Source organism: Corallococcus sp. EGB (genome assembly GCF_019968905.1).
Lineage (GTDB): Bacteria > Myxococcota > Myxococcia > Myxococcales > Myxococcaceae > Corallococcus.
In genome coordinates this window covers 7,115,685-7,142,585 of the sequence record NZ_CP079946.1, presented here as the reverse complement: position 1 = coordinate 7,142,585, position 26,901 = coordinate 7,115,685, and the positions used below count along the sequence as shown (strand labels likewise).

20 protein-coding genes are annotated in these 26,901 nt (G+C 68.6%); 9 read left to right on the top strand and 11 right to left on the bottom strand.

What is annotated here, in order from left to right; all coding sequences use genetic code 11:
* Positions 1-388 precede the first annotated feature (388 nt).
* Both KYK13_RS29035 and KYK13_RS29030 read left to right on the top strand, forming a co-directional pair.
* Positions 389-1,633, top strand: coding sequence for a PQQ-dependent sugar dehydrogenase (locus KYK13_RS29035; protein WP_370645448.1), 1,245 nt, complete (start codon positions 389-391; stop codon positions 1,631-1,633).
* Between the two features lie 250 nt (positions 1,634-1,883).
* A complete protein-coding gene (locus KYK13_RS29030) occupies positions 1,884-4,469 on the top strand; it encodes a galactose oxidase-like domain-containing protein (protein ID WP_223636151.1) in 2,586 nt (861 codons plus the stop codon).
* 152 nt (positions 4,470-4,621) lie between these two features.
* On the opposite strand, the gene KYK13_RS29025 is transcribed toward KYK13_RS29030, so the two are convergent.
* Positions 4,622-5,737 (bottom strand): sterol desaturase family protein, encoded by a 1,116-nt coding sequence (locus KYK13_RS29025; protein ID WP_223646813.1) that lies wholly within the window; start codon positions 5,735-5,737, stop codon positions 4,622-4,624.
* A 223-nt stretch (positions 5,738-5,960) separates the two neighbouring features.
* On the bottom strand, positions 5,961-6,797 hold the full coding sequence (locus KYK13_RS29020; protein WP_223636148.1) for a dienelactone hydrolase family protein: 837 nt from the start codon (positions 6,795-6,797) through the stop codon (positions 5,961-5,963).
* 74 nt (positions 6,798-6,871) lie between these two features.
* Between KYK13_RS29020 and KYK13_RS29015 the strand changes: the two genes are divergently transcribed.
* Complete coding sequence (locus KYK13_RS29015) at positions 6,872-7,870, top strand: GlxA family transcriptional regulator (RefSeq protein ID WP_223636144.1); 999 nt, start codon at positions 6,872-6,874, stop codon at positions 7,868-7,870.
* A gap of 46 nt (positions 7,871-7,916) precedes the next feature.
* Here the strand turns inward: KYK13_RS29015 and KYK13_RS29010 are convergent, their stop codons facing one another.
* From KYK13_RS29010 to KYK13_RS28980, 7 genes are all read right to left on the bottom strand, one after another.
* Positions 7,917-8,378: a nucleoside deaminase gene (locus KYK13_RS29010; protein ID WP_223636142.1), complete on the bottom strand. Its 462-nt coding sequence runs from the start codon at positions 8,376-8,378 to the stop codon at positions 7,917-7,919.
* 137 nt (positions 8,379-8,515) lie between these two features.
* Positions 8,516-9,667, bottom strand: coding sequence for a TIGR03118 family protein (locus tag KYK13_RS29005; protein WP_223636140.1), 1,152 nt, complete (start codon positions 9,665-9,667; stop codon positions 8,516-8,518).
* Between the two features lie 169 nt (positions 9,668-9,836).
* Positions 9,837-11,429: a DUF1501 domain-containing protein gene (locus tag KYK13_RS29000; protein WP_223636138.1), complete on the bottom strand. Its 1,593-nt coding sequence runs from the start codon at positions 11,427-11,429 to the stop codon at positions 9,837-9,839.
* A 10-nt stretch (positions 11,430-11,439) separates the two neighbouring features.
* Positions 11,440-12,444, bottom strand: a complete 1,005-nt coding sequence (locus tag KYK13_RS28995; protein WP_223636136.1) for a hypothetical protein — start codon at positions 12,442-12,444, stop codon at positions 11,440-11,442.
* Position 12,445: 1 nt separating this feature from the next.
* Positions 12,446-14,272 (bottom strand): hypothetical protein, encoded by a 1,827-nt coding sequence (locus KYK13_RS28990; protein ID WP_223636134.1) that lies wholly within the window; start codon positions 14,270-14,272, stop codon positions 12,446-12,448.
* A gap of 233 nt (positions 14,273-14,505) precedes the next feature.
* On the bottom strand, positions 14,506-15,741 hold the full coding sequence (locus KYK13_RS28985) for a hypothetical protein (protein ID WP_223636132.1): 1,236 nt from the start codon (positions 15,739-15,741) through the stop codon (positions 14,506-14,508).
* A gap of 547 nt (positions 15,742-16,288) precedes the next feature.
* Positions 16,289-18,667, bottom strand: a complete 2,379-nt coding sequence (locus KYK13_RS28980; protein WP_223636130.1) for a N,N-dimethylformamidase beta subunit family domain-containing protein — start codon at positions 18,665-18,667, stop codon at positions 16,289-16,291.
* 506 nt (positions 18,668-19,173) lie between these two features.
* Here KYK13_RS28980 and KYK13_RS28975 point away from each other — a divergent pair.
* Positions 19,174-20,133: a polysaccharide lyase gene (locus tag KYK13_RS28975; RefSeq protein ID WP_223636128.1), complete on the top strand. Its 960-nt coding sequence runs from the start codon at positions 19,174-19,176 to the stop codon at positions 20,131-20,133.
* 217 nt (positions 20,134-20,350) lie between these two features.
* Positions 20,351-21,115 carry a hypothetical protein gene (locus KYK13_RS28970; RefSeq protein WP_223636125.1) on the top strand — a complete coding sequence of 255 codons (765 nt, stop codon included), beginning with the start codon at positions 20,351-20,353 and terminating at the stop codon, positions 21,113-21,115.
* A 63-nt stretch (positions 21,116-21,178) separates the two neighbouring features.
* On the opposite strand, the gene KYK13_RS28965 is transcribed toward KYK13_RS28970, so the two are convergent.
* Positions 21,179-21,331, bottom strand: coding sequence for a hypothetical protein (locus KYK13_RS28965; protein WP_223636122.1), 153 nt, complete (start codon positions 21,329-21,331; stop codon positions 21,179-21,181).
* A 749-nt stretch (positions 21,332-22,080) separates the two neighbouring features.
* Between KYK13_RS28965 and KYK13_RS28960 the strand changes: the two genes are divergently transcribed.
* Positions 22,081-22,686, top strand: coding sequence for a hypothetical protein (locus KYK13_RS28960; protein ID WP_223636119.1), 606 nt, complete (start codon positions 22,081-22,083; stop codon positions 22,684-22,686).
* Positions 22,687-22,892: 206 nt separating this feature from the next.
* On the opposite strand, the gene KYK13_RS28955 is transcribed toward KYK13_RS28960, so the two are convergent.
* Positions 22,893-23,696 (bottom strand): hypothetical protein, encoded by an 804-nt coding sequence (locus KYK13_RS28955; RefSeq protein ID WP_223636117.1) that lies wholly within the window; start codon positions 23,694-23,696, stop codon positions 22,893-22,895.
* Between the two features lie 344 nt (positions 23,697-24,040).
* Here KYK13_RS28955 and KYK13_RS28950 point away from each other — a divergent pair, with 344 nt between their 5' ends.
* From KYK13_RS28950 to KYK13_RS28940, 3 genes are all read left to right on the top strand, one after another.
* Positions 24,041-25,333: a hypothetical protein gene (locus KYK13_RS28950; RefSeq protein WP_223636114.1), complete on the top strand. Its 1,293-nt coding sequence runs from the start codon at positions 24,041-24,043 to the stop codon at positions 25,331-25,333.
* 338 nt (positions 25,334-25,671) lie between these two features.
* Positions 25,672-26,514 carry a DUF2092 domain-containing protein gene (locus KYK13_RS28945; RefSeq protein WP_223636111.1) on the top strand — a complete coding sequence of 281 codons (843 nt, stop codon included), beginning with the start codon at positions 25,672-25,674 and terminating at the stop codon, positions 26,512-26,514.
* Positions 26,511-26,855, top strand: a complete 345-nt coding sequence (locus KYK13_RS28940; protein WP_223636108.1) for a hypothetical protein — start codon at positions 26,511-26,513, stop codon at positions 26,853-26,855. Before KYK13_RS28945 ends, KYK13_RS28940 begins: the two co-directional genes overlap by 4 nt.
* Positions 26,856-26,901 lie beyond the last annotated feature (46 nt).

Here is a 26,901-nt window from a genome sequence, read left to right as displayed (position 1 = left end):
ACGGGGTGTGCGCTCCTTCACCATCACGGCCGAGGCGGCCTCTCTCGACATGGCGACCGCCTCCCATGATGGCTTCCTGTCCTTCGCTCCTGGAGGGCTGCTCAATGCCGCCATCGCCGCACTGAGCACATCCTTTGCGTGACGGCTTGCATGGGCTCGCGCTGCTCGCGCCATGTCTCGGTGAACCCAGGTCCAGGGCGCGCTCCTGACAGTGAACACTGTCGGGGAGCGCCCCCTCCCCCCAGGGCAGATCCTGGCCTTGCGCGTGTTTGGACATGCACAGCGGCGTGAGGCATTGGGCCGCGCGTCGCGCGCGCGGTGGTTAGCTGCTGCACGCCCCACTCAGCCGCCCCAAGAGGAGTGCCCCATGCGCTTGCGCGCCGTCCTGATGTCCCTTGCCTTCCTATCCCTCCTATCCTTCGCGGGGCCCGCGCGAGGACAGGAGTCCGTGGAGCCCACGGCCCCAAGCGAAGATCCGGTCCCGGGTCCGGCGGAGAGCGCCTCGCCGCAAGCCTCTCCCACGGCGTCCCAGTTCCCTCCGGCCTTCCCCGGCCAGACGAACGCCCCTGCCGTCACATCACAGACCCGCTATCAGGTCACGCAGGTGGCCTCTGGCTTCGACTATCCCTGGGCCGTCGCCTTCCTTCCGGACCGGCGGATGCTGGTGACGGAGAAGCACACCGGCAACCTCTTCATCGTCACGCCCGAGGGCGTGAAGTCCCCTCCCATCGCGGGCCTGCCCCCCGTGGATGGCAGGGATCAAGGCGGCCTGCTGGACGTGGAGGTGTCACCCGACTTCGCCACGAGCCGCCTCATCTTCTGGACCTATTACGAGCCGCGCGCGGCCGGCAACGGGCTCGCGGTGGGCCGCGGGAAGCTCAAGGAGGGCCCGCAGCCCCGCATTGAAGCGCTGCGGATCATCTTCCGCATGAAGCCCACGCTCGACTCGACGATGCACGCAGGCGGGCGTCTGGTGTTCCATCCCGACGGTACCCTGTTCGTCACCCTGGGGGAGCGCTCCATCCTCCCGGGCCGCGTCCAGGCCCGAAAGCTGAACAGCCACTTCGGGAAGACGGTCCGCATCAACCCCGACGGCACGGTGCCCGCGGACAACCCCTTCGTGAATCGCAGCGACGCGCGGCCGGAGATCTATTCCCTGGGCCACCGCAACGTCCTGGCCGCCGCGCTCGACAGCCAGAACCGCCTCTGGGAGGTGGAGATGGGGCCGCTCGGAGGGGACGAGCTCAACCTCATTGGCGCGGGCAAGGACTATGGCTGGCCCACCATCGGCTACGGCAGGGAGTACTCCGGCGCGCCCATCCACCAGAGCGCCCAGGGCCCGGGCATGGAGCAGCCGGTCTACTTCTGGGATCCGGTCATCGCTCCCTCCGGGATGACCATCTACTCCGGGAACCTCTTCCCGGAGTGGAAGGGCAACTTCTTCATCGGCGGGCTGGCCGGTCACGCCCTGGTGCGCCTGGTGATGAAGAACGACCGGGTGCAAGGCGAGGAGCGGATGCACCCCGCGGGGAACGCCCGCATCCGCGACGTCGTGCAGGGCCCTGAAGGCGCGCTCTATCTGCTCACGGATGAGCCGACGAACGGCCGACTGCTCAAGATAACGCCGCGCTGAGTGTCCTCCGTCGCATCACTGTCCGCCCGTCGTCGTTGCCCCTGCATGGGGAGCCGATGGTGTACGCAGTGCGCTTGTCTACGATGGCTCGCACTCGCAACCAATACACGGGGGGTGGACTGTGCTGTTCCGTGCGTGGCGTTTCGCAGTCATGGCCGTATGGGCATTCACGGCGACGGCCGGGGCACAGTCCCTGGACCCGGCCGTCGCAGGTCAATGGACGCCCGTCCAGAACTGGCCCTATTCCGCAGTGCACACCCATCTCCTGCCAACCGGCAAGGTGATGTTCTTCTCCGAGTTCGCGGACGGCGACAACCCGACGCTGTGGGACCCGCAGACCAACGCCATCACGGCCCTCCCCAAGGCGGGCTACAACATCTTCTGCGCGGGGCACGCCTTCCTGCCGGACGGCCGCCTGCTCGTGGCGGGGGGGCACATCACGGACGACTCGGGGCTCCCCTACGCCACCATCTTCAATCCCTTCACCAACACCTGGACGCGGCTGCCGAACATGAACGCCGGCCGCTGGTACCCCACCGTCACCGCGCTCCCCAACGGAGAGATGCTGGTCATCGGCGGGGCCAAGGAGGACACGAGCAAGAACCTGATTCCACAGGTCTGGCAGCCGTCGAAGAACGCATGGCGCAACCTGACCGGCGCGAGCCTCGAGCTCATGTATTACCCGTGGATGTTCGTCGCGCCCAACGGCAAGCAGTTGATGGCGGGGTACTGGAAGCCGGCGCGCTTCCTGTCCACCGAAGGCACGGGCTCGTGGACCACCGGGCCGCGCACCCAATACGCGAACAGCCGCAACGCGGGCAGCGCGGCCATGTATGACGAGGGCAAGGTCATCATCACTGGCGGAGACAATCCTCCGACGAACAACGTGGAGGTCATCGACCTCAACGCGGCGAACCCCGTCTGGCGCACGGTGGCCCCCATGAAGTACGTGCGTCGCCAGCACAACTCCACGCTCCTTCCCGACGGGACGGTGCTCGTCACCGGCGGCCACAGCGGTCCTGGGGTCGACAACCCCCGCTTCCCCCGCTACGAAACCGAGCTGTGGAACCCCACCACCGAGACCTGGTCCGAGCTCGCTCCCAGCTCCGCCTATCGTGGGTATCACTCCACGACCCTGCTCCTGCCGGATGGGCGGGTGCTCTCCGCGGGCAGCCGCGGCGTGCGCACCATGCAGGTGTTCTCTCCGCCGTATCTCTTCAAGGGCACCAGGCCCACCATCACCACCGCGCCCACTTCCGTGGCCTATGGCGAGAAGTTCCAGGTCACGACGCCGAACGCGGCGGCCATCTCCAAGGTGTCCTGGATCCGGCTGGGCTCGGTCACGCACGCGTTCGACGAGAATCAGCGCTTCCAGTGGCTGAAGTTCACGGCAGGCAACGGCGTGCTCACCGTCACCGCGCCCACCAGCGCGAACGGGGCCCCGCCGGGTCACTACATGCTGTTCCTGCTCAACGCCAATCGCGTTCCCTCGGTGGCGAAGATCATCCGCATTGGCGGAGGCACCTCGACGTCAGACCCCACGGAGCCGCCGCCCAACTCCGGTTTCACCGCGGTGGCCTTCGGCGCGGAGTGGAAATACAACGACAGCAACGTGGACCCGGGGCCCGGATGGACCGCGCCCACCTTCGATGACTCCGCCTGGAAGAAGGGGCCGGGGCAGCTCGGCTATGGCGACGGCGACGAGGCGACGGTGCTGACCGCGAAGACGCCTCGCCAGCCCAGCGTGTATTTCCGCCACAAGTTCATGCTGCACGGCATGGTGGACGCGGCCACGCTCAAGGTGCTGTATGACGATGGCGTCGTGGTCTGGCTCAACGGCACCCAGGTGTTCTCCAAGCTGGTGGACAACATCGCGCACAGCGCCTACGCCCAGGGCACCAGCGCCGACAATGCGATCAGCGAAGGCTCCATCCCCGGCGCTCGCTTCGTGATGGGGGAGAACACGCTGGCCGTCATGGTGAAGCAGGCGAACGCGACGTCCAGCGACACCTCTTTCGATCTGGAACTCAAGGTCGTCACGGAGGAGGACGCGCACTCCTCCCTCCTCCTGGAGAGCCCCAACGGCGGAGAGACGCTGCGCCCTGGAAACGTCCAGACGCTGCAATGGATGACCCATGGCGCGGGCATCAACACCGTTCAGCTCCAGTTCTCACCCAACAATGGGAAGGACTGGACGACCGTCAAGACGGGCATCGCCAATACCGGCTTCTATGACTGGACGGTGCCGAACACGGAGACGTCCGCGGGCCTGCTGCGGATCTCGGACTCGGCGCGGGCGGACGTCTCCGACCAGACTGACGGGGTCTTCACCATCTCCGCGAGCCCGAAGTTCCGGGCCATTGGCTTCGGTGAGTACTGGAAGTTCGATGACCGCAACGTGGATCCGGGCAGCGCCTGGACGTCGCTGAACTTCAACGACAGCGCGTGGCGCTCGGGCCCCGGCAAGTTTGGCTACGGGGTGGGGGACGAGCACACGGTGCTCAACAAGACGAACCCCAGTCAGCCCACCCTGTACTTCCGCAAGAAGCTCACCCTGGTGGACGCCATCCGCTCCGCCAGCATCCGCGTGCAGCATGACGATGGCGTGGCGATCTGGGTGAACGGAAGGCTTGTGTACTCCCGGTACATGGACAACGGCTTCGCCCACGGGGTCTTCGCGAGCGGCGTCTTGAAGGACCCCATCATCAGCACGGCCACCTTCGACGGCGCTCCGTTCGTGGTGGGGGAGAACATCATCGCGGTGATGGTGAAGCAGGCGAACGGTGAGTCACACGACGCGGCGTTCGACCTGGAGCTGAACCTGGAGGCGAAGTAGCAACGCCGGATGCGCTCGGGGCGTGACTCCCCGGGCGCATCCCCTGGACGTCCGTCGGCTTCGGCCTCGCGGCTCGACTCGCCAGCCGTCGCTTCGGTGCTCTCCGGAACGACGCGGGTTCAGCGGCTCACCGGCGGACGCGCGTTTGTGGCCTACCCGTAGGGCGTTTCCTTGTGGCGCTGGAAGGGGTACGCCAGCTGGCCCAGATAGGTCTCCGGCGGCTGGAACTTCGTGGTCCCGTACTTCGAGGGCCAGTGGTCCGGCATGTACGCGGTGCCGAAGATGACGTCGATGAACGACAGGAAGACGGCGAAGTTCTTGTCGATGCCTTCGTCATCCGACGTGTGGTGCCAGTGGTGGAACTCCGGCGTCGCGAAGATCCAGCGCAGGTAGGGCCAGCGGTGGCTGACGTTGGCGTGGATGTACACCGCGTGGAAGGACACGAAGACCAGGTAGCCGTAGATGGCGGACGGGTGGAAGCCCAGGAGGAACACCGGCACGAAGCCCGCGAAGCGGTTGACCAGGGTGTCCACCAGGTGGCTGCGTGAGGCGGCCAGCCAGTCCATCTGCAGCGGCGAGTGGTGGATGGCGTGGAAGTTCCACATCCACCCGAAGGTATGGAAGGCCCGGTGCACCCAGTAGCTCACCAGGTCGATGACCAGCAGGATCTCGAAGAACTGCAGCCAGATGGGCTGCGCGGCCACGTGCGCCTGGAAGTCGAGCTTCACGGCCCAGGACAGGAACACCTGCACGGGGATGAGCACCGCGAAGGAGATGAGCTGCACGCCCACGTGGCTGACGAAGAAGTGCTTGAGGTCGGTCTGCCAGCCGGTGCGGAAGATCTTCTGCTCGTGCAGCCCCCACAGCCGCTCCATGGGGATGAACACCAGCCCGAGCACCAGCAGATCCAACGCGAAGAAGTCCAGGCCCGCGCTCATCGCGCGCGGCGTATGCGTCAGGGGCTCCGCCTCGCTGCCTCCCAGAAGCAGCGCCACCAGCGCCAGCACCATGGCGATGCCGCCGTGCGCCTTGGAGCGCAGGGTCATCACGCTGAAGGTGCCCAGCAGGAAGGTGGCGACGATGGACACCTGGAGGATGCCCCGGAAGACCTCCAGGTGCTCTACGTAGAAGGCCCGGCCATCGTTGGATACGAGCACGTGGGGGAACAGGAAGCAGAACTCCGCGACCACGCAGAGCACGCCCAACAGCCCGCCCGTGACACCGGCGCGCTTGCCCAGGTCGATGCGCCGGGCGGGAGCAAGAAGCATTTCCAAGGAGGACCGTCCAGAAGGAGTGTGGCGAGGCGTGAGCCTACACCACCCTCATGAGGGGCCCAGGCCCTCTGGTCCCGGCCGCGGAACAACGGCGAGCGGCGCTTCTCGATGGGGCCGTCGAACGTATTGGTACACCTGAGGGAGAGCAGGGCGAGCACATCGCACGGCATGGTGCGCTCGTGAAGACGGTGCTCACGGTGTCTTCTTCACCGGCGCCTCACGGAGCCACCGCCTGGTGGAGCCTCCGCGCGAAGAAGGACAGGATCTCATCTCGCGCCGCGAGGGTCGGCTCTCCGGCCGCGTCGATGAGGTGCGCGGTCACGACGCTGTGCGCGCCACCGACGATCCGTTCGAAGAAGGGTGGGGGGGTGGGATTCGCGGCTGAAGAGGGCAGCACCTTGGAGTGGAAGCGAGGCCCCAGCGCTTCGGCGTACGCGGCGAAGCGCTGCGCCGTGCAGAAGCGGTCGCCGTCGAAGCGGTACGCGAGCACCGTGAGGTCCTCACGCTCGAGCCGCTCCTTCACGGCCGCGGCTTCCTCGGGAGCGATCTGAATCGCGCCCGGGTTGTCGAGCGGCAGCGAGGGCTGACACAGGACGGGCGCCAGCACCGCGGGCTCGAGCATCATGCTGAGCGCGAAGTTGCCGGTGAAGCACATGCCGATGGCACCCACGCCCGGTCCTCCACATTCCTGGTGGGCGAGGCTCGCGAGCGCTCGCAGCCACTGTGTCACCGGGCTTGACGCATTCGCCGCGAACGCGCGGAACTCCGCGCTCACGCAGGCCTTCTTCATCACGGCGAGCCCCGCCTCCGCCTGCGGATAGGCCCCATCCCTCCCGAACAACGACGGCATGTAGACCGTGAAGCCGGCGTCCCGGACCCAGCGCGCGAAGCGCGCGACGTGAGGGCTGATGCCAGGCATCTCGGCCATGACGATGACCGCGGGACCTCGACCGGCGACGTAGACGGCGCGCGGGGTCGACTGAAGCGTGAGCGTGCGTCGCTCGAAGTCATCCAGGGGATCGTCGGCGGTGGGCTCGAGAGCGGGAGGAGTCATGCCCGGACGATGATGGAACCCTCCCTGCCGAGCCAGTGGCGACACTGACAAGTTTCGGTCTACTCTTGCCACGCATGATCCTGCATGTCGTGCTGGATGGCGTGGCCGAGGGCCCGCTGGGTGTCGGCCTCGATGTGATCAACACGGCCACGCGCCTCTTGGAGGCAGGACTCGTCCCGGGCGCTCCACGCGCGAACCCCCTGCGGCAACGCGTGGTGTCGCTGGACGGCCGCCCGGTCCGCTCCGGCACGGGACGCTCCGTCAGCGTGGACGGCGCGCTGAGCCTGCGAAGCGTGAAGGCGGGAGACGTGCTGCTGGTGCCCGGACTCTCCGCGGCCAGCGAGCGCGCCGTCGAACAGCTGCTCTCCCGCGCCGACACCGCGCGCGGCATGGAGCTGCTCGCGCGAGCGGCGTCGAAGGGGGCGAGGGTCGCGGCATCGTGCTCGGCGACCTTCGTCCTGGCGGCGGCGGGGCTCCTCGCGGGACGCAACGCGACGACGACCTGGTGGCTGGTGCCTGCGTTCGTGCGCCGCTTCCCCCAGGTCACCGTCCGCGCGGACCGGATGGTCATCGAAAGTGACGGCGTCCTCACCGCGGGTTCAGCCTTCGCGCATGCCGACCTGATGCTGGCCATCGTCGCGCGCGTCGTGAGCCCGTCACTGGCGCACCTGGTGGCCCGCTACCTCGTGCTCGACGAGCGCGTTTCACAGGCCCGCTACATGGTGATGGAGCACCTGCGCGTCTCGGACCCGGTGCTTCGCTCGGTCGAACGGTTCATCGTCGCGAACCTCGGCCGGCAGTTGACGCTGGAGGAACTCGCCCGCGCCGCCGCCACGTCCCCGCGCACGCTCGCGCGACGGGTCAAGGCCGGCCTGGGCATGACGCCGCTCGAGTTCGTGCAGCGGGTCCGCGTGGCGCATGCCTCCCACCTCCTGGAGACGACCCGGGACTCGGTCGAGGACGTCGCCGCCCGGGTGGGCTACGCGGACGCGGCTGCCTTTCGACGCGTATACCGGCGGTACGCCGGCGAGAGCCCCCGCGGCAGACTGCCGAGGAGCTCCCGTCAGGGATGAGCACCGCGCCAGGCAACCCGCGGCGCTTGTCTGGAGTTCATCCCGTTCATTCCTGGTGACGCTTCCACGCGTCGTACAGCCCATGCTCGTCCGCCGGGCGCAGGGGCCGCAAGGCGACGGACTGGGCTTGGGGCCCGCGGGCCATCTGCGCGTAGATCGACGCCGTGGAGAGGCCGAAGGCTTCGCCCTCCTCGTTGGAGTACGCGAACCAGGCGCTCTGGATACCGCACAGGTGCATGGCGGCCAGACACATCGGACAGGGATGCCCGCTGGCGTAGATGACACAGCCGCTCAAACGGGCGCTGCCGAGGCTCTGGCTTGCATCGCGAATGGCCAGAAGCTCGGCGTGGGCGGTGGGATCCTGCGTTTGATTGACCTGGTTGACCGCTCGCGCGATCACCCGGCCGTCGCGCACGAGCACGGCCCCGAACGGACGGCCCCCCGACTCGATGTTGGCGCGGGCCAGGGCGATGGCCTCACGCATGAATTCCTCGGCGGATGACTCCATCAGGGACCTCCGGCGGCGGCGAGCAACCTGGCAATCGCATCTTGTCCGCGCTCGCGGGCATGTGGGAAGCAGGATGCGCCCGGGCAGGCTCCCCCGGGCGCATCCCTGAGATGTTCCCCGCCTTGGCCCCGCGCGGCTCAGCGCACGGGACTGAGGGGGACTTCGGTCGTGCTGGTGGTGGCCGCGTCCAGCCGGCCGTACAGGCCCTCGGTCTCTTCCTTCGGACCCGCGGTGAAGAACAGCGTGCTGGTGGGCTGGTTCATGACGCCGTTGCCGAACTCGAGCGCCCAGAGGCCATCGATGACGATCGGCTTCCCGTCGGTGTCCTGGAGCGTGCCATCCGGAGCGCCCGTCACGATGTCGAAGGCGTTGATGGTGCCGTCGCCGAAGTTGCCCACCAGCAGGCGCCCGGCGAACCGCCCGAAGCTGGCCGGCGCCATGGCAATGCCCCACGGCGCGTTCAGGCTGCCGTCGGAGATGAGCCGGCGGATCAGCTTCCCGTTCGCATCGAAGACGTTGACATAGCCAAGGCCCGCGCCATTCACGTTGTCGTGGCGCTCCTCGTTCTGCTTCGCATAGGTGACGTAGAGGTCGCCGTGGATGTTCTGGATGCCGAACGGGGCGAAGCCCTCAGGCAGGTTCGGGTCCGTGAAGCTTCCGCTCAGCTTGACGGGCGCGAACTTGCTGTCAAAGACATCCACCTTCGCGTTGTGGAAGTCGGTCGCGTAGAGATAGGTGGCGGTGCCATTGCTCGCCAGCGCGACGCCCTTGTAGACCGAGTTCTTGCCGGAGTTGTCCACCGCGAGGATGGCACTGGCTGGGGCCGCCATCGGAGACCAGCCGGCCACGACGCCCTGCTCCGTCACGAAGATGAAGCGAGCAGGTCCGCTGTTTTCTCCCTCGCTGACCACGAAGCCCTCGGAGCCGTTGTAGACGACGCCCGTGGGGCTCGAAGGCGCCTGGGCTCCCGTGGGCACCGGGATGGTGACCACCAGCGGCTGCGCGTTCCCCTTGCCGTCATAGAGGGTTGAGACCCCCGTCCCGTTGTCGGCGATCCATGCGGGGCCGAACGGGTTGAAGGCAAGCCCCCAGCTGTTGATCAGATGGGAGTCCTTGTGCTCCGCGCTCACGCTGCCGTCGGAGACAAGGTTCTTCTGGGTGTACGCATTGGGAAGGTCGCTGGCTGCCTGGGCGTGGGCCGCTCCAGGCAGGCCCACCACGGCAAGCGACAAACCAAGCACATACCCACCACACCGCAGCCCCAGTCCGCGAATCGACGTTGTCTTCATGCTCCCCCCTCTGAGATATCGCGCTGCTGTGACCTTCTCTTCGGACTAAAACCTGAGAAGAGGAGGGACGCGCCGCAACAGGCCCTGTTGCGCTGGGAAGTGATTGCCAGTGTTTATTGCCCGGCTTCCAACGCATCCTCCGTCTCGGGGGCCGGGCTGGGACCTCGGTTCAGGACTTCACGACGCCGTCGAAGACGCCGTAGCCGCCGGGGATGAAGAAGTCCTTCCCCGGCTCCAGGCCGAAGGCGTTGAGCACCGTCGCCGCGATGTCCTGAGAGCGCGGCGCACGGGACACGCGGCTCCCGTCCTCCTCCACCAGCGACACCGGCGTCCCCATGGGGGAGCCGTTCATCGTCTCGTCGTAGCCGCCGAGCATCTGGTTGCCCTGGATGCCGCCACCCACGAGCAGCGCGCAGGTCGCCGGGTGGTGATCGCTGCCCTGCTTCGGGAAGGTCCGCCCGAAGTCGCTGTAGACATACACGAGCGTCTCATCCAGCAGCGACCGGGACGGGTCGGACCTGCTGGGGGTGAGGCTCATCTCGATGCACAGCCGCCCCACCATCTCCAGCGCGATGCGCAGGTGGTTGGTGTGCATCTGGACGCCGTTCGCGCTGTGGGTGTCGAAGGAGTTGTTGTTGAAGCTCGTGGCCCGCAGGTTCACCGACGTCACCAGGTCCGACTTCAACAGCTGCAGCGCGAAGTCATATGAACCCATCGACGCGCCCTGGCCGCACGAATCCGCGACGCCGATGCACGCGGCCCAGTCCACCGGGTAGCGCGGGTCCGCCTTGAGCTTCTCCCACGACGGCGTCGCGGCCAGCACCGACAGGATGTCGCGGCGGATGGTCCGGCTCGCGCCCTTGTAGGTGTCGTAGAGCTGCTCGAGCAGGGCATCCGTGCCGCTCGTGGAGATGCCCCGCTCCTCACGCAGGGCCTTCAGGAGCGCCGCGTCCACCGCCGTCGCCGGCACCGTCCCCGGGAGCGCCGAGCCGTCAAAGGCCTGGTCGGGCACGTCGTTGCGGGTGCGCAGTCCGTTCCAGGCGTTGCCGCGCCGGTCGGACAGCGTCGGCTCCACCGTCGCCGCGGAGCGCAGCACCGTCGGGTTTACCCGCGCGGGCAGGCCGGAGGCGCTCGGCAGCGTGCCGCCCAGGCCGACGTTGGGGATGGACCGGTCCGGGAAGCGCTGGGCCATGGCGTTGGCGATGACCGCCTGCACCGCCGGAGCCCGGAAGCTCGAGCCCGCGACGCCGCACATGCTGGCGACGATGCCGCTCGCGTGCGCGGCCGTGTTCTGGTCCGCGCCCACCAGCAGCGCGGCCTTCTCATAGAGCTTGTACGTGGGGTCCGCCCACGCATAGCCCCACGGCCGGTACCGCTGGTTGTTGTTGGCCGCGGGGTTCGTGCCCTGCGCGTCGGAGGGGTTCGCCCAGTTCCAGTAGATGGGCCCGCGCAGCCTCCGCACGGGCCCCGGCGCGTCCAGGTCCACCGGCGAGCGGTCGAAGTTCTCCACCTGCCCGGGCGCGTAGCCCACGGGGATGACCCCTCCCTGCGGCGACGGGATGAACTTCGTGATGCCCGCGCTCGACAGCGGGGAGAAGAAGCTCTCCCAGTGCAGGCCTCCATCCAGCCAGATGCCCAGCAGCTTGGTGGGACGTCCCGGCGTGGACGCAGCCGAGGCCGTGGACAACCCGTAGCGCGCCAGGAGCCCCATCTGGGTGGCCCCCAGGGCCAGCTCGAACAGCTTGCGACGTGAGAGCTTCATGGGTGCCCCTTCAGTAGAAGATCCAGTGCGGGTGGCGGATGAAGTAGGAGCACACGCCCACGTAGGCGGGCTCGGTGTCCGTCGGGGTCGAGAGCGGCACGAAGACCTCCGCGTAGAGCGCGTCCACCTGCGCATCGCTGAAGTGCTCCCCCAGGAAGTGCAGCGACCAGCGGCGCAGCGTGGCCTTCACGTCCACGGGGTCGGCGGTGCGCTTCGAGCCCGCGGGGAAGAGGGCCGTGTTGCCGCTCTTCGCCAGGGCCAGACGGCACCAGCGCTGGGACACCTGCGTCAGCGTGAGCGCGAACGTGGGGGACGCGCTCCGGTCCGGCGTCGACTGGTTCATGACCGAGCCTCCGCCCAGCCCGTAGAAGCGCTCGCTCGTGGCCTGCTGCCGGGGAGCCGGCACGGCGTCGGGCGGCTGCATCGGGTAGCGATCATCCTCGTAGGACTCGGCCATCGGGATGCCGAACTCCGTCGCGGAGCTGAAGAAGTCGTCATGCGTGAGGCCCAGCTGCTGGTACAGCGCCCGCTGCACCTGCGTCGCGCTCATGCGCGTGATGCGCGGCGCCTCGGGGTCCGGTCGCGCGTCTCGCTGCTGGGTGGAGAGCGCCTGGATCCACGCGCGGACGTCCGCGACGGACAGCGTCGCCGTACCGTCGGAGACGAGCTGCGCGTAGGACTTCTCTCCAATGGGCATCTGCTTGAACGCCGCGCTGCCCCGGCCCTCCAGCAGCCGGATGAGCTCGCTGTCGTCCGGGCTGCCCGCCTTCACCAGCCGCGGGTCGGACACCATCAGGCCCTGGAACGCGTCCACCGACGCGAAGTAGCCGCGCGCGCCCTGCGCGTGGCAGCCCTCACAGTGCGGCTTCAGGCCCTGCATGACGCGGACGGTTTCGGAGCTGGCCGGGGTGCCGCAGGCCTTCTGGGCCTGCGTGGACGGGGCGGACGTGGCGCCGTCCCTGCCGCAGGCGAGCGCCACCGGGAGTGCGAGCAGGAGGTGTGCGAAGCGGTTCATGTCAGCGCCCCCGCAGGAAGAGGTTGGACTGCGTGAGGGACTTGACGAACGGGCGGACCTTGCGGCCCCCCGCGATGAAGCGCTCCACCTGCGCGTCCAGGTAGCCCGCCTCGCGGGCCGGGTCGATGTCCCGCCCCAGCACCTGCGCATGGAGGTGCCGCACCACGCAGCGGTCGAAGGCCCCCGCCGCGACGATGAGCTTCGCGAAGCCGAGCGGGCCCACCGTCCCGTCCCCCGTCTGCCCCAGCAGCGTCTGCCCTGGCGGGAGGAAGTCGATGAAGAGGGCCTCGGGGTTCGTCTGCGCCTGGGCCTCGGTGACGGGCGTGAGCATCGTGTCGGCCGCGTACCACCGGTTCCAGTGGCTGAACGGATCCCCGCCGTAGGGGTACTCACCCCGGCGCCATTGGATGGGCCAATGCCAGGCGGTGCCCACGCCGGGCATCAGGTACTTCGCGCCATATCCCTCGCTCGCCGAGCCCTCCTTCGCGAAGCGCTTGAAGTGGATGGCCGCGGGATCGAGCCGGCGGTGGCAGTGCTGGCAGGGCCCTTCCGTGCCTGGATCCCTCCGGTACTCGTTGAACTTCTGCCCCAGGGGCGGCGCGAGGACCTCGCACGCCAGCGTCTCCAGGGCTCGCGCACCGCGCACGCGCTCGCGCGGGTAGCCCGCGAGGAACCCCATGCTGGTGAGCATGCCCGCGGCGGGGATCCCCCGGGCCGGGGTGGCCTGCGTGCGAGGGTCGTAGCGGTAGTCGCGATCCGCCAGGAGGAAGGGGTCGCGCACGGGGACCTGATACTCGCGCCAGGCGAGCGGATCCCCCGGCGAGTGTTCCGGATCCACCGGCGCGGTGGAGAAGCGCGACGGGCGCCACCAGGAGTCATCATCGAGCAGCCCGGTCGCGCCGCCCGCCAGGCCCTGCATCACATACGCCGCCTGGAGCCGGGTGGGCGCGACGGAGTAGGTGCCGAGGATGAGGTCCGTCACCGGCCGGTCGTGCCACGCGAGGTGGGCGAAGAGGCGCGCGGGCTCCTCGGCCACGAGCCGCCGCTGGCCCTGCTCGTGGTAGTGCAGGAAGTCCTCCCAGCCGGCGTACTGCTGGAAGTCGGCGTGGCAGCGCACGGCGTTGGGGCCGCAGCCGCAGGTGCCCACCGGGCCGGCGGTGGCGCAGGTGACGGGCACGGGGTTGCCGTTGACGTTCGAGGTGCCCGTGGCGGCGGCGTTGGCCGCGGCCCCCACCAGCGTCACCGTGGTGCCCGGCGCCCACCACGGCTCCAGCGTGCGCTCGTCCGCGGGCGAGCCATCCGCCTTCACCCCGTTGCACGCGGTGTCGTCGCCCCGGAAGTACTTCCAGGCGCCGGCCTTCGCGGTGCCCGCGGGGCAGCGCTGGATGGACCGCTGCTGCTGCACGCCGTACTCCGGCGCGTCGGCGGTGAGCGGGACGGGCGGGATGTTGAACCAGTCGCGCGCCTGCTCGAACATCGTCCGGTAGAACACGGGCTGCCCGAGCGCCTCGTCGACGAAGTGCTCCACGAAGGCCCGCTGCGCGGCGTCGTCTCCCGCGGCATCGAGCGCGGCGAACTCCTCGTCCGTCGGAGGTGTCCCGCGCAGCGCGAGCGAGGCCCGCCGCAGCAGCCGGCTGGGGGCGAGCATGTCGTTCTTCTCGCCCGCATCGGGGTCACCCGAAGGCGCGGGGTCCTCACAGCCGGCGTCCGGCGACCCCGAAGGATCCACGTCCTGGTCGGACGGCCCGCCCACCACGCCGGTGCAGGCCGTCCAGAGGACGAGCAGCAGGGCCCACCCGCTGGAGCGTCGCCAGGTGCCAGGTGCCATCGCGTCGCGCGAAATCATCCGCCGCCGCAAAGGCAATGCTTGTGCCAGAAACCCGACACGGAGGTGACTCCATCGCTCGCCCGGACGGAGCGCGGACGCCGCCGTGGAAACCGTGGTGCGTGGCGATGGATCTCCCCCACACAGTGAGGTCCACGCCCCTCATCCCGTTGCCCCGGCGCCTCACGCCACCCGGATGCTCGCGGTGACGTGAGAAGTCGTGGCTCACGGCAGGGTCACTGTCCCCCCGTGCCGGTGTTCCACAGCGGCTGTCCCTGCGGCGAGTAGATGACCAGGTTGCCGTCGTTCTGGAGCTGCAGCGTGGAGCCCGGTCGGCCTCCGGTGTAGGTATGCCAGAGGGGCCGCATCAGGCCGGTGTAGATGACCAGGTTGCCGTCGCCCTGCATGTACATGCCATAGCCCGCCTGCCCACTGGTCGAGGCCGCCGTGGACCAGGTGGTCTGATACGTATATCCGCTGGATGTGGGGATCACCTTGACCAGTTGGAGCACCCCGAACGCGGTGAACGAGAGGTAGTGCAACCCATCACACGAGTAGATCAGCTCCCCCACGCCAAGCCCCTTGCCCGCGGCGATCTCTCCACAGCCCGTCGCTGTGACCGGGCGGGCCAGGACGCGGCTGCCATAGAGCTGGCTGACGCCCTCCACGTCGCTCTGGCTCAGGCTGGTGCCACCGGTGCCGCCGCACTCGGGATAGGGATAGTTCATGATCGAACCCGGGTCATAAGGCGTGACGCCTCGCCAGTTCTGGGGCTCGCTGCTCGCGTAGCACATGCCGGAGCGGAGGAACTCGTGACGAAGCCCGAGCGTATGCCCCAGCTCGTGCGTCAGGATTCCCGCCAGGGGCCAGCTGCTGTTGAGCGCCGAGCTGGTGATGAAGACCGTGCGCTGCGCACGTGCATAGCCAGGCATGAACGCCCTGGCGGTGTACGGGGCGTTGACGATGGGGCTGACGTCGAAGAAGACGTTGGTGTTCTGGCTGTTGCAGTTGGCGTCCTGGGCCGCGACATAGACGAAGTTGACGAGCAGCTGCGCCCCCCAGGCGGCACCGGCGGAGCTCATGGCATTGACGATGGCCTGTTTGTTGGCACCGAAGTCGTTGCTGACGCAATAGCTCAGGTTGAGCTGCTCGCCATTCTTCCAGGTGTTGTCGAGCGCCGCGTTGAGCTGATCGACGGTGAGGGCGCCGTCCTTCGGAGACAGCTGCTCCCAGGCGCGCCGCAGGTCCGCCATGTCACGGGCTGGCATGTCTCCGTCGTAGACGTATTGGCCGTTCGAGTCCCGCTGGACGGTGGAAAGGAACTCCTCGAACGTGGCGCCTCTCCGGGAGGTGGTGGCGAGGTCGTCACGGGGGCTCTCCGGTGCGTCCGGAGCGCCACAGGCGCTGCACACCAGGGTCATGGCCAGCGCGGCGGGGACAAGGGGCGTGGGCTTCTTCATGGGTCGGGGCATTTCGCGTTTCCTGGATGAGAGGTTTTGAACGCGGCGCATTCATAGTCCATGCGCAGTGCCTACCCAATCCCACACGTGAATGATGGGCTGCGATATGTGTGGGTGTTGTTTCACCCATGGGGCGGATGGAACAGGTCCTTTGTCATGGGAGTGTCTTGGAAGCACATGGGGCAGTCGTGTGTATGTGCTTGATTGTCTTTGCCGGGGCTTGCTCTATGCGGGCATCCAGGGCTTTGGCCCGTGGGTGGTTCAATCGGACCTCTGAGCGGGCTTTCACATGTCTTGTCGAAGCGCTCGCCGCGTACAGGAGTGATTCCGACGCCCAGGGCTCCTTCGAGGCCGCGGTGTGGTACACGAAGAACATCACCTTCGCGGCGACCTGTTTCAGCGGCTTCGGGGCCCCCGGCGTTCGGCTGGCGTGGCCTTCGGCGGGGGCTCGACGAACTTCTCTGTCCTTGATGCGAGGGCTTCCGCGTGCGTTACGCGCTGTAGCCCCAGAAGCAGGCCTGCTTCCTGGAGTCGGGACGCAGGCCTGGTGGAGCTTCATTCATGGCGTGACGACGCGGATGACCTGGTTGAAGGCATCACTCACGTAGAGGTGCCCCTCAGCGTCGAAGGCGAGTCCCGCGGGGGCCCCGAGGTCTGTCTCGTCCGCGCGGCCCAGGGCCGTGCCGGCGCGGCCCGAGCCCGCGAAGGTGACGACCTGCGTGGTCGCCGCGCTGTCGCCTGGAATCACCTTGCGCAGCCGCAGGTTCGCGGTGTCCGCGAGCAGCACCTCGCCGTGGGGGCCCATCGCCATGCCGAGCTGGGCGCGGAATCGGGCCTCGCTGCCCGTGCCATCCCGGAAGTCGAATGGCTGGCCCTCGCCCGTGCCCGTGAGCGTCACCACGGGACGTGCTCCCTGCAGCGACACGCGGCGCAGGCGCTGGCTCGCCGCGTCCAGCACGTAGAGCGCGCTCGCCCCGCTGAGCGCGATCGCGGATGGCGCCGCGAAGCTGGCATCCCGCCCCCGCGGCGCGTCCGTCGTGCCCAGGGTGCCCGTGCCCGCGAGCGTGATGACCTCGCGCGTGCCCGCGCGCACCATGCGGATGCGGTGGTTGTCCTGGTCCGCCACGTAGAGATTGCCCACCGCGTCGATGGCGAGCGCCATGGGACGGCTGAGGCGCGCCCGTGCCGGGCCTCCGTCCGCGTAGCCCGCGACATAGCCCTGCCCGGCCCAGGTGGTGACCTGCCACCCCTCCGCTTCCCGGTCGAGCCGGCGAATGACGTGGTTGCCCGAGTCCGCCACGTAGAGCTCTCCCGCCGGCCCCTCCACCACCGCCGTGGGGAAGCGGAACATCGCCTGGCTGCCCGCGCCGTCGCGGTAGCCCAGGTCCCCATTGCCGGCAATCGTGCTCACCATCCGGTCCGCGCCCTGCTGCTGGATGAGGCGGATGCGGTTGTTGCGGGTGTCCGCCACCACCACCTCCCCCGTGCGTGTCACCACCAGCCCGGAGGGCGCCTGGAACCTCGCCGTGTCCGCCGGGCCGTCCTGCCAGCCTGGCTCGCCCACGCGTCCGGCATGGGCCTCCACCGAGGCCGCCCACTGGCCCATCGGCGCGGGCTGAGTAGGCACGGGCCCCTCGAGCGGCCCGGCCTCGTCCTGTGCGAGCCGGTGCATCAAGGCGCGCTCCAGCACGTTGCGCGTCATGCGCTCCACGCGCGCGTCCCTCGCGCCCGGGGCCTTGTCCGTCAGCCCCAGCGCCCACCAGATGGTGCCCGCGGAGAACACCAGCCGCCCCGACGGCAGCGTCCGGTCGACGGCCGTCGAGTAGGAGGGGAGGCCCTCTCCGCTCACGACCGGGCTCTTGAAGCTGACGCGGTTGCCCTGCGGATACCCCGGCTCGTTCGGGAACGCGCGGTCATACTCGAAGCCGACGAGGCCCGGCAGCACGTCACCCTGTTTCAGCCCCGTCCCGTTGAAGAGCCAGTGCGATTCATCACTCACGACCAGCGGGTAGCCGAAGAAAACCCAGCCCTCGTACATGCCGCCGAAGAGGTTGTTCTCCGCGCGCACCTCGGGAGGGTCCCGGTAGCGGGTCGTCGAAAAGGGGACGGGGTCCTTCTGGGGCTCGCTCTTGTAGCAGGCGATGGTGCGCAGCGCGGTGCCCTGCGCGTCCGGCAGCAGGCGGACGCGCCAGTACGAGCCATTGGCGCCGAAGTACACGAGGCTCAGCTGTCCCCGGGCCAGCGCGGCGTCCACCTGGTCGCGCTCCTGGACGGGCCAGTACTCATCCTGCCCGCCGTGCACGAAGACGTTGACGTCCTTCAGCAGGTCGGGGAAGCGCACGAAGTCGAGCTGGGTGGCGTAGGTGACGTCGTAGCCATGGCGCTCCATGAAGCTCACGAGCGGCTGATCCAGGTAGAACGTCTTCCCGGTGCCATCCATCACCTGGTACGGCCGGTTGAAGGACACCTCCCACGCGCGGCCGCTCGGCATCTGCCGCGAGTCGTCGGAGTAGAGGCTCTCCCCGCCATAGGTGTTGTACGCCTGGTACGTCGTGAAGTTCGGCGTGTAGAGGAAGTCGGCCTTGCGCCGGTCTCTCACCACGAAGGGCGTGAAGCGCATGAACCCGTCCTGGCGCAACACCTTCACCACATACAGGCCTGACAGCCACGAGCCGTCCGCGGGGATGGGGACGGTGAAGGCGTCGTGCCAGTTGCACTCGACGCGCGAGGTGGCGGGCATACGGGTGCACGGCGCCTGACGGCGCACCTGCCAGGGCCCGCCGCTCCACACCTTCCGCGCGCCCGCGCCGCCGTAGTCACCGATGCGGAAGACCTCCGCGGTGATGGGCGCGCTGTCGAGGTTGGTGGAGACCTTCACCTTCAGCGTCTCGTCCGCCTCCAGGGACTCGGGGCTGGCGTAGACTTCCAGCTCGCCCATCACCGCGCTCCGGCCGGATGCCCAGTCCGCGTCCCCTGGCTTCTGATTCTCCAGGGTGATGGGATTGGGCGGACCAGGCGGCGTGGCATCCGAGCCGGGACCTTCCGGCCCGCCGTCACCCGGAGCGGAGGGGGACGCGTTGGGCCCGCCGGGCGTGGGTGTCTGTCGGATGGTGCCCGCGTCTCGATCGGCGACCGACCGTGTTCCCTTCTCACGGCAACCCATCAGGGTGACGAGCACACCCAGGGCAAGCGCCCATCTGCTCCACCCAAGCCTCAACTCACGCGCCATCGGGGCCTCCCTGTGAAGGCCGCGTGGTAGTTCGCGCGCGCCTCGGACCTCAATCGGCTTGGGAGGCAGCGCCCTGGCAGCGGAGGCAATCGTTGCTCGACGCCGGGCAGCGGGCCCTTCAGGCCACTGGTGGCGCGGCCTGTCCGTTCAGTTTCGGGAAGAGGATTGCGCCGGGGCGTGTCCTGAACACCTCACGCATCGCTGAAAGGAACTGAATGAAGCGAGCAGGCACGATGGCCCTCTTGATGGTGCTCCCCCTGACGACGTGGGCTTCGCCCGTATGGCACGGGGACTTCGAATCGGGGGACCTCTCCCAGTGGACGGGCCGCGAGTCCGTCGCGGCCAACCGGCTCCAGATTGTGGAGGACCCCGTGCGCGAGGGCCGGTTCGCCCTCAAGGCAACGGTGTATCAGGGGGACGACCCAATCGGAGCGAGTGGCAACCGCAACGAGCTCTTGCACTACGGCAACGAGTCCGAGGGGACCGAGTACTTCTACAAGTGGAGCACGATGTTCGCGCCGGACTTCCCCAGCGTGAACACCTGGCAGTTGTTCACGCAGTGGCATCACGACGGCAACAGCGGCTCGCCGCCGCTGGAGTTCTTCGTGCGCGGCGAGAACATGCATCTGCGCGTCGAGGGCCGGGATGACCGCATCGTCTGGAAGGCTCCGCTGGAGCGCGGCAAGTGGCTCGACTTCGTGCTGCACGTGAAGTGGTCTTCCGACCGGAACGTCGGCTTCGTCGAGCTGTACTACAACGGCCAGCTCGTCCTTCCGAGGACGCCCGCCGCCACCCTCTACTGGGGCATGCAGAACTACCTGAAGCAGGGGCTGTATCGGGACGCGGCCGTGGGCCCCGCGGGCGTCGTCTACCACGACGGCATGATCCAGGCGACGAGCCTCGAGGACGTGATGCCGCCGCCCGCGCCCGTGCAGGACGCTCCGGTGGCGGCGCCCGTGGAGGCGCCTCCTCCGGTGGCGTCCGCCCCGGCCCCCGGGCAGCCGCCGAGCGGTGGCGGCCAGCTGGCCTCCAACACGCCTGCCCCCACCACGCCCGCCCAGAAGGACGGGTGTTCCTCGACGGGTGAGTCCATGGCCGGCCTGGGGCTGCCCGCCCTGTGTGCCGCCGCGGGTCGCGTGATGTTCAGCCAGAAGGCTGTGCGGCGCGGCGTGTAAGCGGGATGGCTGCCATGTCGCAGCCTCACGCCCGGCTTGCAGCACTTCGCGCTGGGGGAGCGTTCCCCAGCGCGAAGTGCATCTCGCCACTTGAACCCGGCTGACAGGGCGCCGACTGACGCAGGCCGCTCCGCAAGATGAGGCTCGGGGCTCGTTCGTCCGGCCGCTGTGGTATGGCACTTCGCTTCAGATCTTCCCTTCTGATTCGGAGCGAGTCATGCGAAGCCTCATTCTCGGGACCTTGCTGTTGTTCTCCACGACAGCCTTTGCAGCGGAGACACGGCTGGTCGTGAGGGCTCGCGCCCGGGACGGCAAGTTCGTCGGGACGTCCATGGGGGGCGCGCGAGTGGTGCTTCGGGACGCGCAGACCGGCCAGGTGCTGGCCAATGGCGTCACCGCCGGCTCGACAGGCAACACCCAGACGCTGATGAAGCAGCCACAAGTGCGGGGTGCTCCGCTCGCGGATGAGTCCTCCGCGAAGTTCACGGCCACCCTCGACATCGCCGAGCCGCGGCTGGTGACGGTGGAGGTGTCGGGGCCCCTTGCGCAGCGGCAGGCGCTCGCGACCAGCACGACCCAGTTGTGGCTGCTGCCCGGCAAGCACATCGAGGGCGATGGCCTCATCCTGGAGCTGCCTGGCTTCGTGGTGGGTGTGGTGACGCCCTCCGCTCATGAGTTCTTCAAGCTCGCGGGAGACAAGAAGCTCACCCTTCCGCTTCGCGCCAACCTCACCCTCATGTGCGGTTGCCCGACCGAGCCCAAGGGGCTCTGGGACTCCAGCCGGTATGAGTTGCAGGCCACGGTGAAGCTCAATGGGAAGCCGCTGACCCAGGTCCCCCTGAAGTACGCAGGGAAGACCAGCACCTTCGAGGCAGAGCTCTCCGTCCAGCAGCAGGGCGCATATGAAGTCACGGTGACTGCATACGACCCCGCCACCGGCAACACCGGGGTGGACTCCACCACGTTCATCGTCGAGTCGTGACGGGGGAGCTACCTGTCAGGGCATTCGCGGGCGAGGACTCCCCGGCCTCGCCCGTCTGGCGCGTCAGCGTCCGGATCCGAGCCCTCGTCCGAAGCGCAGCCACGCTCCGGTGGCCAGGAGCGCGACGGCGGTGAGAAGGAGCAGCGCCTGACGGCTCGCGACGAGCAGGGCCACGCACACGGCACCGCCCAGCAGCAACCCGCGGGCGAGCCACACGCGGCTCCGGTTCCTTTCTCCTCCGATTCGCAAGGAGGGGGCGGATGCGCGGAGCAAGTCCCCAGTTTCTGTGGGGAGAACAGCGTCGAGTCCTCCCACGGGAGTGGACGCCCTTCGGCAGTGCGCCACCCACCATCGCTGTGGACGAGCCGCCGCGAGAGTTCTCCAGCGTCATGGTGGACGATGCAGCGCACGCTGGCGGTGGTCTGGAGCTGAACCCAGAAGGCCTCCACGCCCCGCTCGCGAGACACCCTCCGGGCCAGCCCGGCACCATCCTGCAACCCCCCCAGCGCCAGCTCCGTCCAGCCCCGCCAGCGCCGGGCCTCCAACGTGCCCGAGAACTCCGGGCGAAGCGATTGGAGTGCCTGCTCGTCCAGCAGCGACGGATCGCGCACGTAGACCGCGTTCCATGTCCCCGTAGGAGATGAGATGTTGGCCGGATCGCCCACCTGATGCCTGGCGGGAGGGAGCGTGCCCGCGAAGCCAGGGCGTGATGCTCCAGGTGGCGTTGGCGCCGCCGTTGCGTTCAAGCGTGGCGACCAGGGGCCCCACGTAGAGCGTCCGCGTTCCCGACACGAACACCCTTCCATCCAACCGTGTCGGTGTGCCCACGAGGCTCCTTTGGGCGACATCAATAGTCGCCGCCCCATCCGCTTCCCATCCCGCTAACGCCTGGTCATGAAGCCATTCTTCTCAAAACGTGCTATGTTTGCTTAAGCAGTGTCCGCGCAACCCGGACCCAGGAGGCAATGATGCAGCGTTTGAATCCGTGGACGGTCGTCTGTGCAGTGGGTCTGCTGATGGGATGTGGAGGGGCGCCCGAAGATGCGCAGACGCAGACTCCCGAGGGCCAGGATGACGGGCTCGTTTCGCAAACCATCGTCCGGCAGCTCCCGGATGGGACGCTCTCCCAGGAGACGACGTTCATCACCCGGGAGGAGCAGCAGGCCCAGATCGCGGCCCGCGATGCATTCGTCCAGCGCCGGGCCGAAGGGGTCACCCAGCAGGACCTGGATGACCTCGTCGTGGATGGCGGGTGTGCTGGTTCCAGCCTCTGGCTCTTTGATCAAACGTCGCGCCAGGGCAACCAGCTCTGTCTCTACAAGCAGGTTGGGGCCTATCAAGGCTGGCTGAACCTGGGAACGATCCTCCGGCGCTTTGACGGCACCCGCTTCCTGACCTGGGCGGGGGCCGTTCGCAGCCTCTATTCGGGCGCCCACCCTGGCGGCCTGCAATATTGCACCGCCACCCTCTGCTACAGCAGCCCCTACCAGAGCTTCAATGCCTATGAGCTGCACAACACCATCATTGGATCCGGAGCACAGCTGAACTGGGCCTATTTGTATGACCCGTGAGCCGGGGCGCCAGTGGCTCGACCCGCGCTGAAGCCCGTCTGGCTCGACGGAGCCGTCCGCGAGGTACGGCTCCGTCGGTTGCGGGATCCCTTCTGAGCCCCTGGAGTGGGATGGGGCTTGCTGTCGGCCTGCTCCGACAAGGCGGACACGCTGCCCTCGCTGGTGTACCCGGGAGGCGCGAGGGTGTCCCTGGTCACACCCGGCGCTCAGCAGTTGAGGTTGAACGACCGGGTGTCGCCGTTTGGCGCGCTGACCTGAACGCTGTTGCTGCCGTTGAAGGTCGTGGTGAACGTCCCCTCGCTCGTATGCACCTGCACCGAGCCCGCCGTGGGGCACTGGTGGTCGCAGCGCTGGTAGCCGGAGACGGTGGTCGTCGAGCTGAGGCTGCCCCTCGTGGACTGCGCCTGGCTGTCCACGGTGATGCACCCGCTGCCCGCCACCCAGGTGACCGTCCCCTGGTTCGAGCGCGAGTCGAGGTGAGCCGGCGAGAAGCTGTTGGAGGTGATGGTCACCTTGCGCTGGTCCCCCTGAGGCGGGGAGGCGACAATCTGCATGGACAGGGTGTACGGCTCTCCGTTGATGGAGAGGTTGTTGGAGGTGGCCGTGGCGGCAAGCTGCCCCTGGTTGTTCGAGAGCGCTACCTGCACGTTGCCGGAGATCTGCGTGAGCGAGATCGCCGCGGTGCAGTTGTTGAAGGTGTAGTTCACCGTCGCGCCCGACGCGGTCGCGGTGGCGCAGCCGGCCGGGGTGAAGGCGGCGTTGGCGTTCGCCGCGAGCTGGGCGGCCGCCGCGTTCGGATCCGTGTTGGCCTGCTGGCGCAGAACCCGGGGCAGCGCCGGGAGGCTTAGATACCAGGAGCCATACACGGGGTCGATCCAGGCGTAGCTCCATGCCGCGTCGTACGCGCCGTAGTAGGGGTCGTAGTAGGCGTCATCGTAGTAGTACGGGTCGTAGGTGGTGGAGCAGCCGAGGCCCGCACCCAGCGCCAGCGACCACAGTGCCCATTTCATCCGTTTCATCATGCCCCCTTGAGTAGGTCTCCAGAACCGGGCCGAAAGTGGGACCCCGTCCCTGTCAGGAGGTACTGGTCCGCGGAGCGGCCCGACTGCTCGACGGAGGCCAGGTCCTCGGGCTTGGGGGGCCACGGCTTTCCCCGAAGGGCTGCACCGTTCACCACAGGTGGATGCCCGCGCCTGCCCCCCCCGTGAGCATGGTCCGGAGTGCCCGCGGCAACGCTCGCGCGGCACCGGCGCCCTGTACTCGGCCGGGGCCGCCGCCCCTATCAATTCGCTTCGCGCGGCGGGCCAGTGCCTTCCGCGCCTGCCGTTCTACCCGCAACACCCGAGGTCTCTGAATGAACCAGGAACAGTTCTCCATGCAGGGGCAGCAGATGTTTGGCGAGGCTCTCAAGGCTCGCATCGTCGATGCCGTGCACGAGCGCGTCGTGTCCGGCCTGGAGGAGCGGATCGGCTCGGAAATCCGTGAGCGCGTCGGCGACGCGGTTCGCGGTGCGATTCGCGAGCGCGTGACGAACATGCATCCGGGGGAGGGGAGCGGGCAGTTGTTCGACATGGATCCGATCGCCGAGGCCATCCACCACCGGCTCACCGACACCGTCCATGAGCGCGTGCTCAGCGGCGTGCACGAGCGCGTCCGCGAGGTGCTCCGGGAGCGGATGGGCGAGGCGCTGCGCTCCGCCCTGGCCGAGAACTGGATGAGCATGCAGCAGGGGCACGGGCAGTTCGACCCGCAGCGCATCGCCGAGCGCGTGCGCATCAAGCTGGAGGACGTCCTGCGCGACCGGCTCGCCTTGGTCGTGCGCGAGCGCGTGCGCGATGCGCTGCGCGAGCGGCTGGGCGAGGCGCTGCGCTCCGCGATGATGGAGCGGCGCATGGGCATGGAGGGCTTCTCGGGCATGGACCCCGAGCGCCTCGCCGAGACGATCCGCACCCGGATCGCCGACAGCGTGTCCGACCGGATCCACACCGCCGTGCGCGAGCGCGTCCGCGAGGCGATGCGGGAGCGCATGACGGACATGCTGCGCTCCGCGCTGGCCGAGCGCCGGATGCAGGGCATGGGGCAGATCGACCCGGAGCGGATCGCGGACACCCTGCGCGAGCGCTTCGCGGACGCCGTGCGCGAGCGCGTCCAGAGCGGCCTGCGTGAGCGCGTGCGCGACGTGCTGCGCGAGCGGCTGGGCGACGAGCTGCGCGCCAGGATGAGCGAGCGCATGCAGGGCTTCGGGGGCTTCCAGCAGCAGGGCTTCGGGGGCATGGACCCCGAGCGCCTCGCCGAGGCGCTCCGCGGGCGGCTCGTCGACACGCTCCACGAGCGGATGTCGAGCAACCTCCGTGAGCACCTGAACGACGTGCTTCGCGAGCGGCTGGGTGACGCCATCCGCGAGTCGATGGGCTCCATGGGCGGGATGGGCCCCATGATGCGTGGCGGGTACGGGGAGCAGTTCATGGGTGGCATGCAGGGGCCGGGCGTCAGCCAGATCGACACGGAGAGCCTCGTGTCCGCCATCCGCGAGCGCGTGGGGGAGGACCTCCGCGAGCGCATGGCCCAGCTGGTCCGTGAGCGCGTCAGCGAGGCGGTGCGCAGGGAGCTGAAGAACGGCGCCGGCACCCAGCCCCTGGCGTCCTGACGAATTCCGCGGCCAGGGCCGGGCCTCTGCCTCGGGGGGAGCAGGCCCGCCCTGGAACCGCGGCCTCCCTCCCCTCCTCCATCGCCGCACGTGGAGGAGGGGAGGGCGGTCCTTCCGGGCGCCGCCTTCGCCATCACAGGCCGGGCATGCGCCTCTTGAGCCAGGCTCCTCCTGAAGCAGTTCCCTTTGCGCGAGCCACCCGCCAGCGCGGCGGTCGAACCGGTGAGCCTTTGTGCCCGGGGACCCCGCCCCCAACGTCCTGGGGAAGTGTCCGATGTCGTGAGGCGAAGCCGCCTGGCGTCGGATGCGTTTCTCGGGACACAAGAAGGGGTCGGCTCATGACAGACACAGGTCGCAGCGCAAGGTGGAGGAGGAGGAGGTGCGGGCCGCTGCTCGCCCTGCTCCTTGGAACGGCCCCCCTGCTCGGAGGCGCGCAGCAGGAACAGGCCTCCGCCGAGCGCACCGGGTCCGATGCTCAAGCCCAGATCGACCCCCAGGCCCAGCGCATCCTGCGCCAGATGAGCGACTTCCTGGGGGCGCAGCGTGAGTTCTCCGTCCGCACCGAGGGGTCGCTCGATGAACTGCTCGACTCGGGGCAGAAGGTCCAACTGCAGCGCGCGGGCGACGTGCGCGTGCAGCGCCCCAATCGGCTGCGCGTGGATCGCGCCGGAGACCTGGCCCGGCTCCATCTCTTCTACGACGGCCAGCGGCTCACCCTCTACGGCGAGCGCTCCAACGCCTATGCGACGACGCCGGCCCTCTCCACCCTGGATGCCACGCTGGACATGGCCTCACAGCGGCTTGGCGTGGATGCGCCGGGTTCGGACCTCCTCGTCAGCAATCCCTACGCGGCCCTCACCGAGGACGTCTGCTCTGGGCGCTACCTTGGCCAATCCAAGGTGGACGGTGTGCCCGTGCACCATCTGGCGTTCCGCAACCGCGACGGAGTGGACTGGGAGTTGTGGGTCGAAGATGGCCCTCGGCCCCTGCCGCGCAAGTACGTCATCACCTCCCGGGACCTGCCAGGAGCGCCGCAGTACTCGGTGCGCCTGTCCAACTGGAACCTGTCGCCCCAGTTCACCCCGGAGCTGTTCCAGTTCACTCCCCCCCGCGATGCGGTGCGCGTGTCGTTCCTCGCACCGGACTCGCAGGATGGAGCGCAGCAAGGAGGTGCGAAATGAAGATGATGCACTCGCGCAGGCCTCGCCAGCGAGCAGCGGCGATGTTGCTGGGGCTCTTCTTCCTCGGAGAGATGGTTCCTCAGGTGGTGCTGGCCCAGGATTACGGCACGTCGCGCCGGGTGGCGCGGCGCACCGCGCGACGCACATCCGCACGTCAGGACGCCATCCATGACTCCGCGGACACGACCGTGGTGGCGGTGCCAGCGGGCGCCCACACCGTCACGGCGCTCCCCGCGGGCTGCACGGCCACGTCCGTGGGCGGCGTCGCCTACCAGCAGTGCGGCTCCGTCCGCTACCGGCCCTACTACCAGGGGGATCATCTCGTGTACGTCGCCGAGTAATCCCTGGCGCCCGTGCGCGGGCGCCAGCTCCTCTCCGGTGAACCGC

Bases quoted from the DNA above. Each gene is read 5' to 3' on its own strand.
- KYK13_RS29035 (WP_370645448.1), top strand. From the start codon at position 389: ATGTCCCTTGCCTTCCTATCCCTCCTATCCTTCGCGGGGCCCGCGCGA.
- KYK13_RS29025 (WP_223646813.1), bottom strand. From the start codon at position 5,737: ATGCTTCTTGCTCCCGCCCGGCGCATCGACCTGGGCAAGCGCGCCGGT.
- KYK13_RS29020 (WP_223636148.1), bottom strand. From the start codon at position 6,797: ATGACTCCTCCCGCTCTCGAGCCCACCGCCGACGATCCCCTGGATGAC.
- KYK13_RS29015 (WP_223636144.1), top strand. From the start codon at position 6,872: ATGATCCTGCATGTCGTGCTGGATGGCGTGGCCGAGGGCCCGCTGGGT.
- KYK13_RS29010 (WP_223636142.1), bottom strand. From the start codon at position 8,378: ATGGAGTCATCCGCCGAGGAATTCATGCGTGAGGCCATCGCCCTGGCC.
- KYK13_RS29005 (WP_223636140.1), bottom strand. From the start codon at position 9,667: ATGAAGACAACGTCGATTCGCGGACTGGGGCTGCGGTGTGGTGGGTAT.
- KYK13_RS29000 (WP_223636138.1), bottom strand. From the start codon at position 11,429: ATGAAGCTCTCACGTCGCAAGCTGTTCGAGCTGGCCCTGGGGGCCACC.
- KYK13_RS28995 (WP_223636136.1), bottom strand. From the start codon at position 12,444: ATGAACCGCTTCGCACACCTCCTGCTCGCACTCCCGGTGGCGCTCGCC.
- KYK13_RS28990 (WP_223636134.1), bottom strand. From the start codon at position 14,272: ATGGCACCTGGCACCTGGCGACGCTCCAGCGGGTGGGCCCTGCTGCTC.
- KYK13_RS28985 (WP_223636132.1), bottom strand. From the start codon at position 15,741: ATGCCCCGACCCATGAAGAAGCCCACGCCCCTTGTCCCCGCCGCGCTG.
- KYK13_RS28980 (WP_223636130.1), bottom strand. From the start codon at position 18,667: ATGGGCGAGCTGGAAGTCTACGCCAGCCCCGAGTCCCTGGAGGCGGAC.
- KYK13_RS28975 (WP_223636128.1), top strand. From the start codon at position 19,174: ATGAAGCGAGCAGGCACGATGGCCCTCTTGATGGTGCTCCCCCTGACG.
- KYK13_RS28970 (WP_223636125.1), top strand. From the start codon at position 20,351: ATGCGAAGCCTCATTCTCGGGACCTTGCTGTTGTTCTCCACGACAGCC.
- KYK13_RS28960 (WP_223636119.1), top strand. From the start codon at position 22,081: ATGATGCAGCGTTTGAATCCGTGGACGGTCGTCTGTGCAGTGGGTCTG.
- KYK13_RS28955 (WP_223636117.1), bottom strand. From the start codon at position 23,696: ATGAAATGGGCACTGTGGTCGCTGGCGCTGGGTGCGGGCCTCGGCTGC.
- KYK13_RS28950 (WP_223636114.1), top strand. From the start codon at position 24,041: ATGAACCAGGAACAGTTCTCCATGCAGGGGCAGCAGATGTTTGGCGAG.
- KYK13_RS28945 (WP_223636111.1), top strand. From the start codon at position 25,672: ATGACAGACACAGGTCGCAGCGCAAGGTGGAGGAGGAGGAGGTGCGGG.
- KYK13_RS28940 (WP_223636108.1), top strand. From the start codon at position 26,511: ATGAAGATGATGCACTCGCGCAGGCCTCGCCAGCGAGCAGCGGCGATG.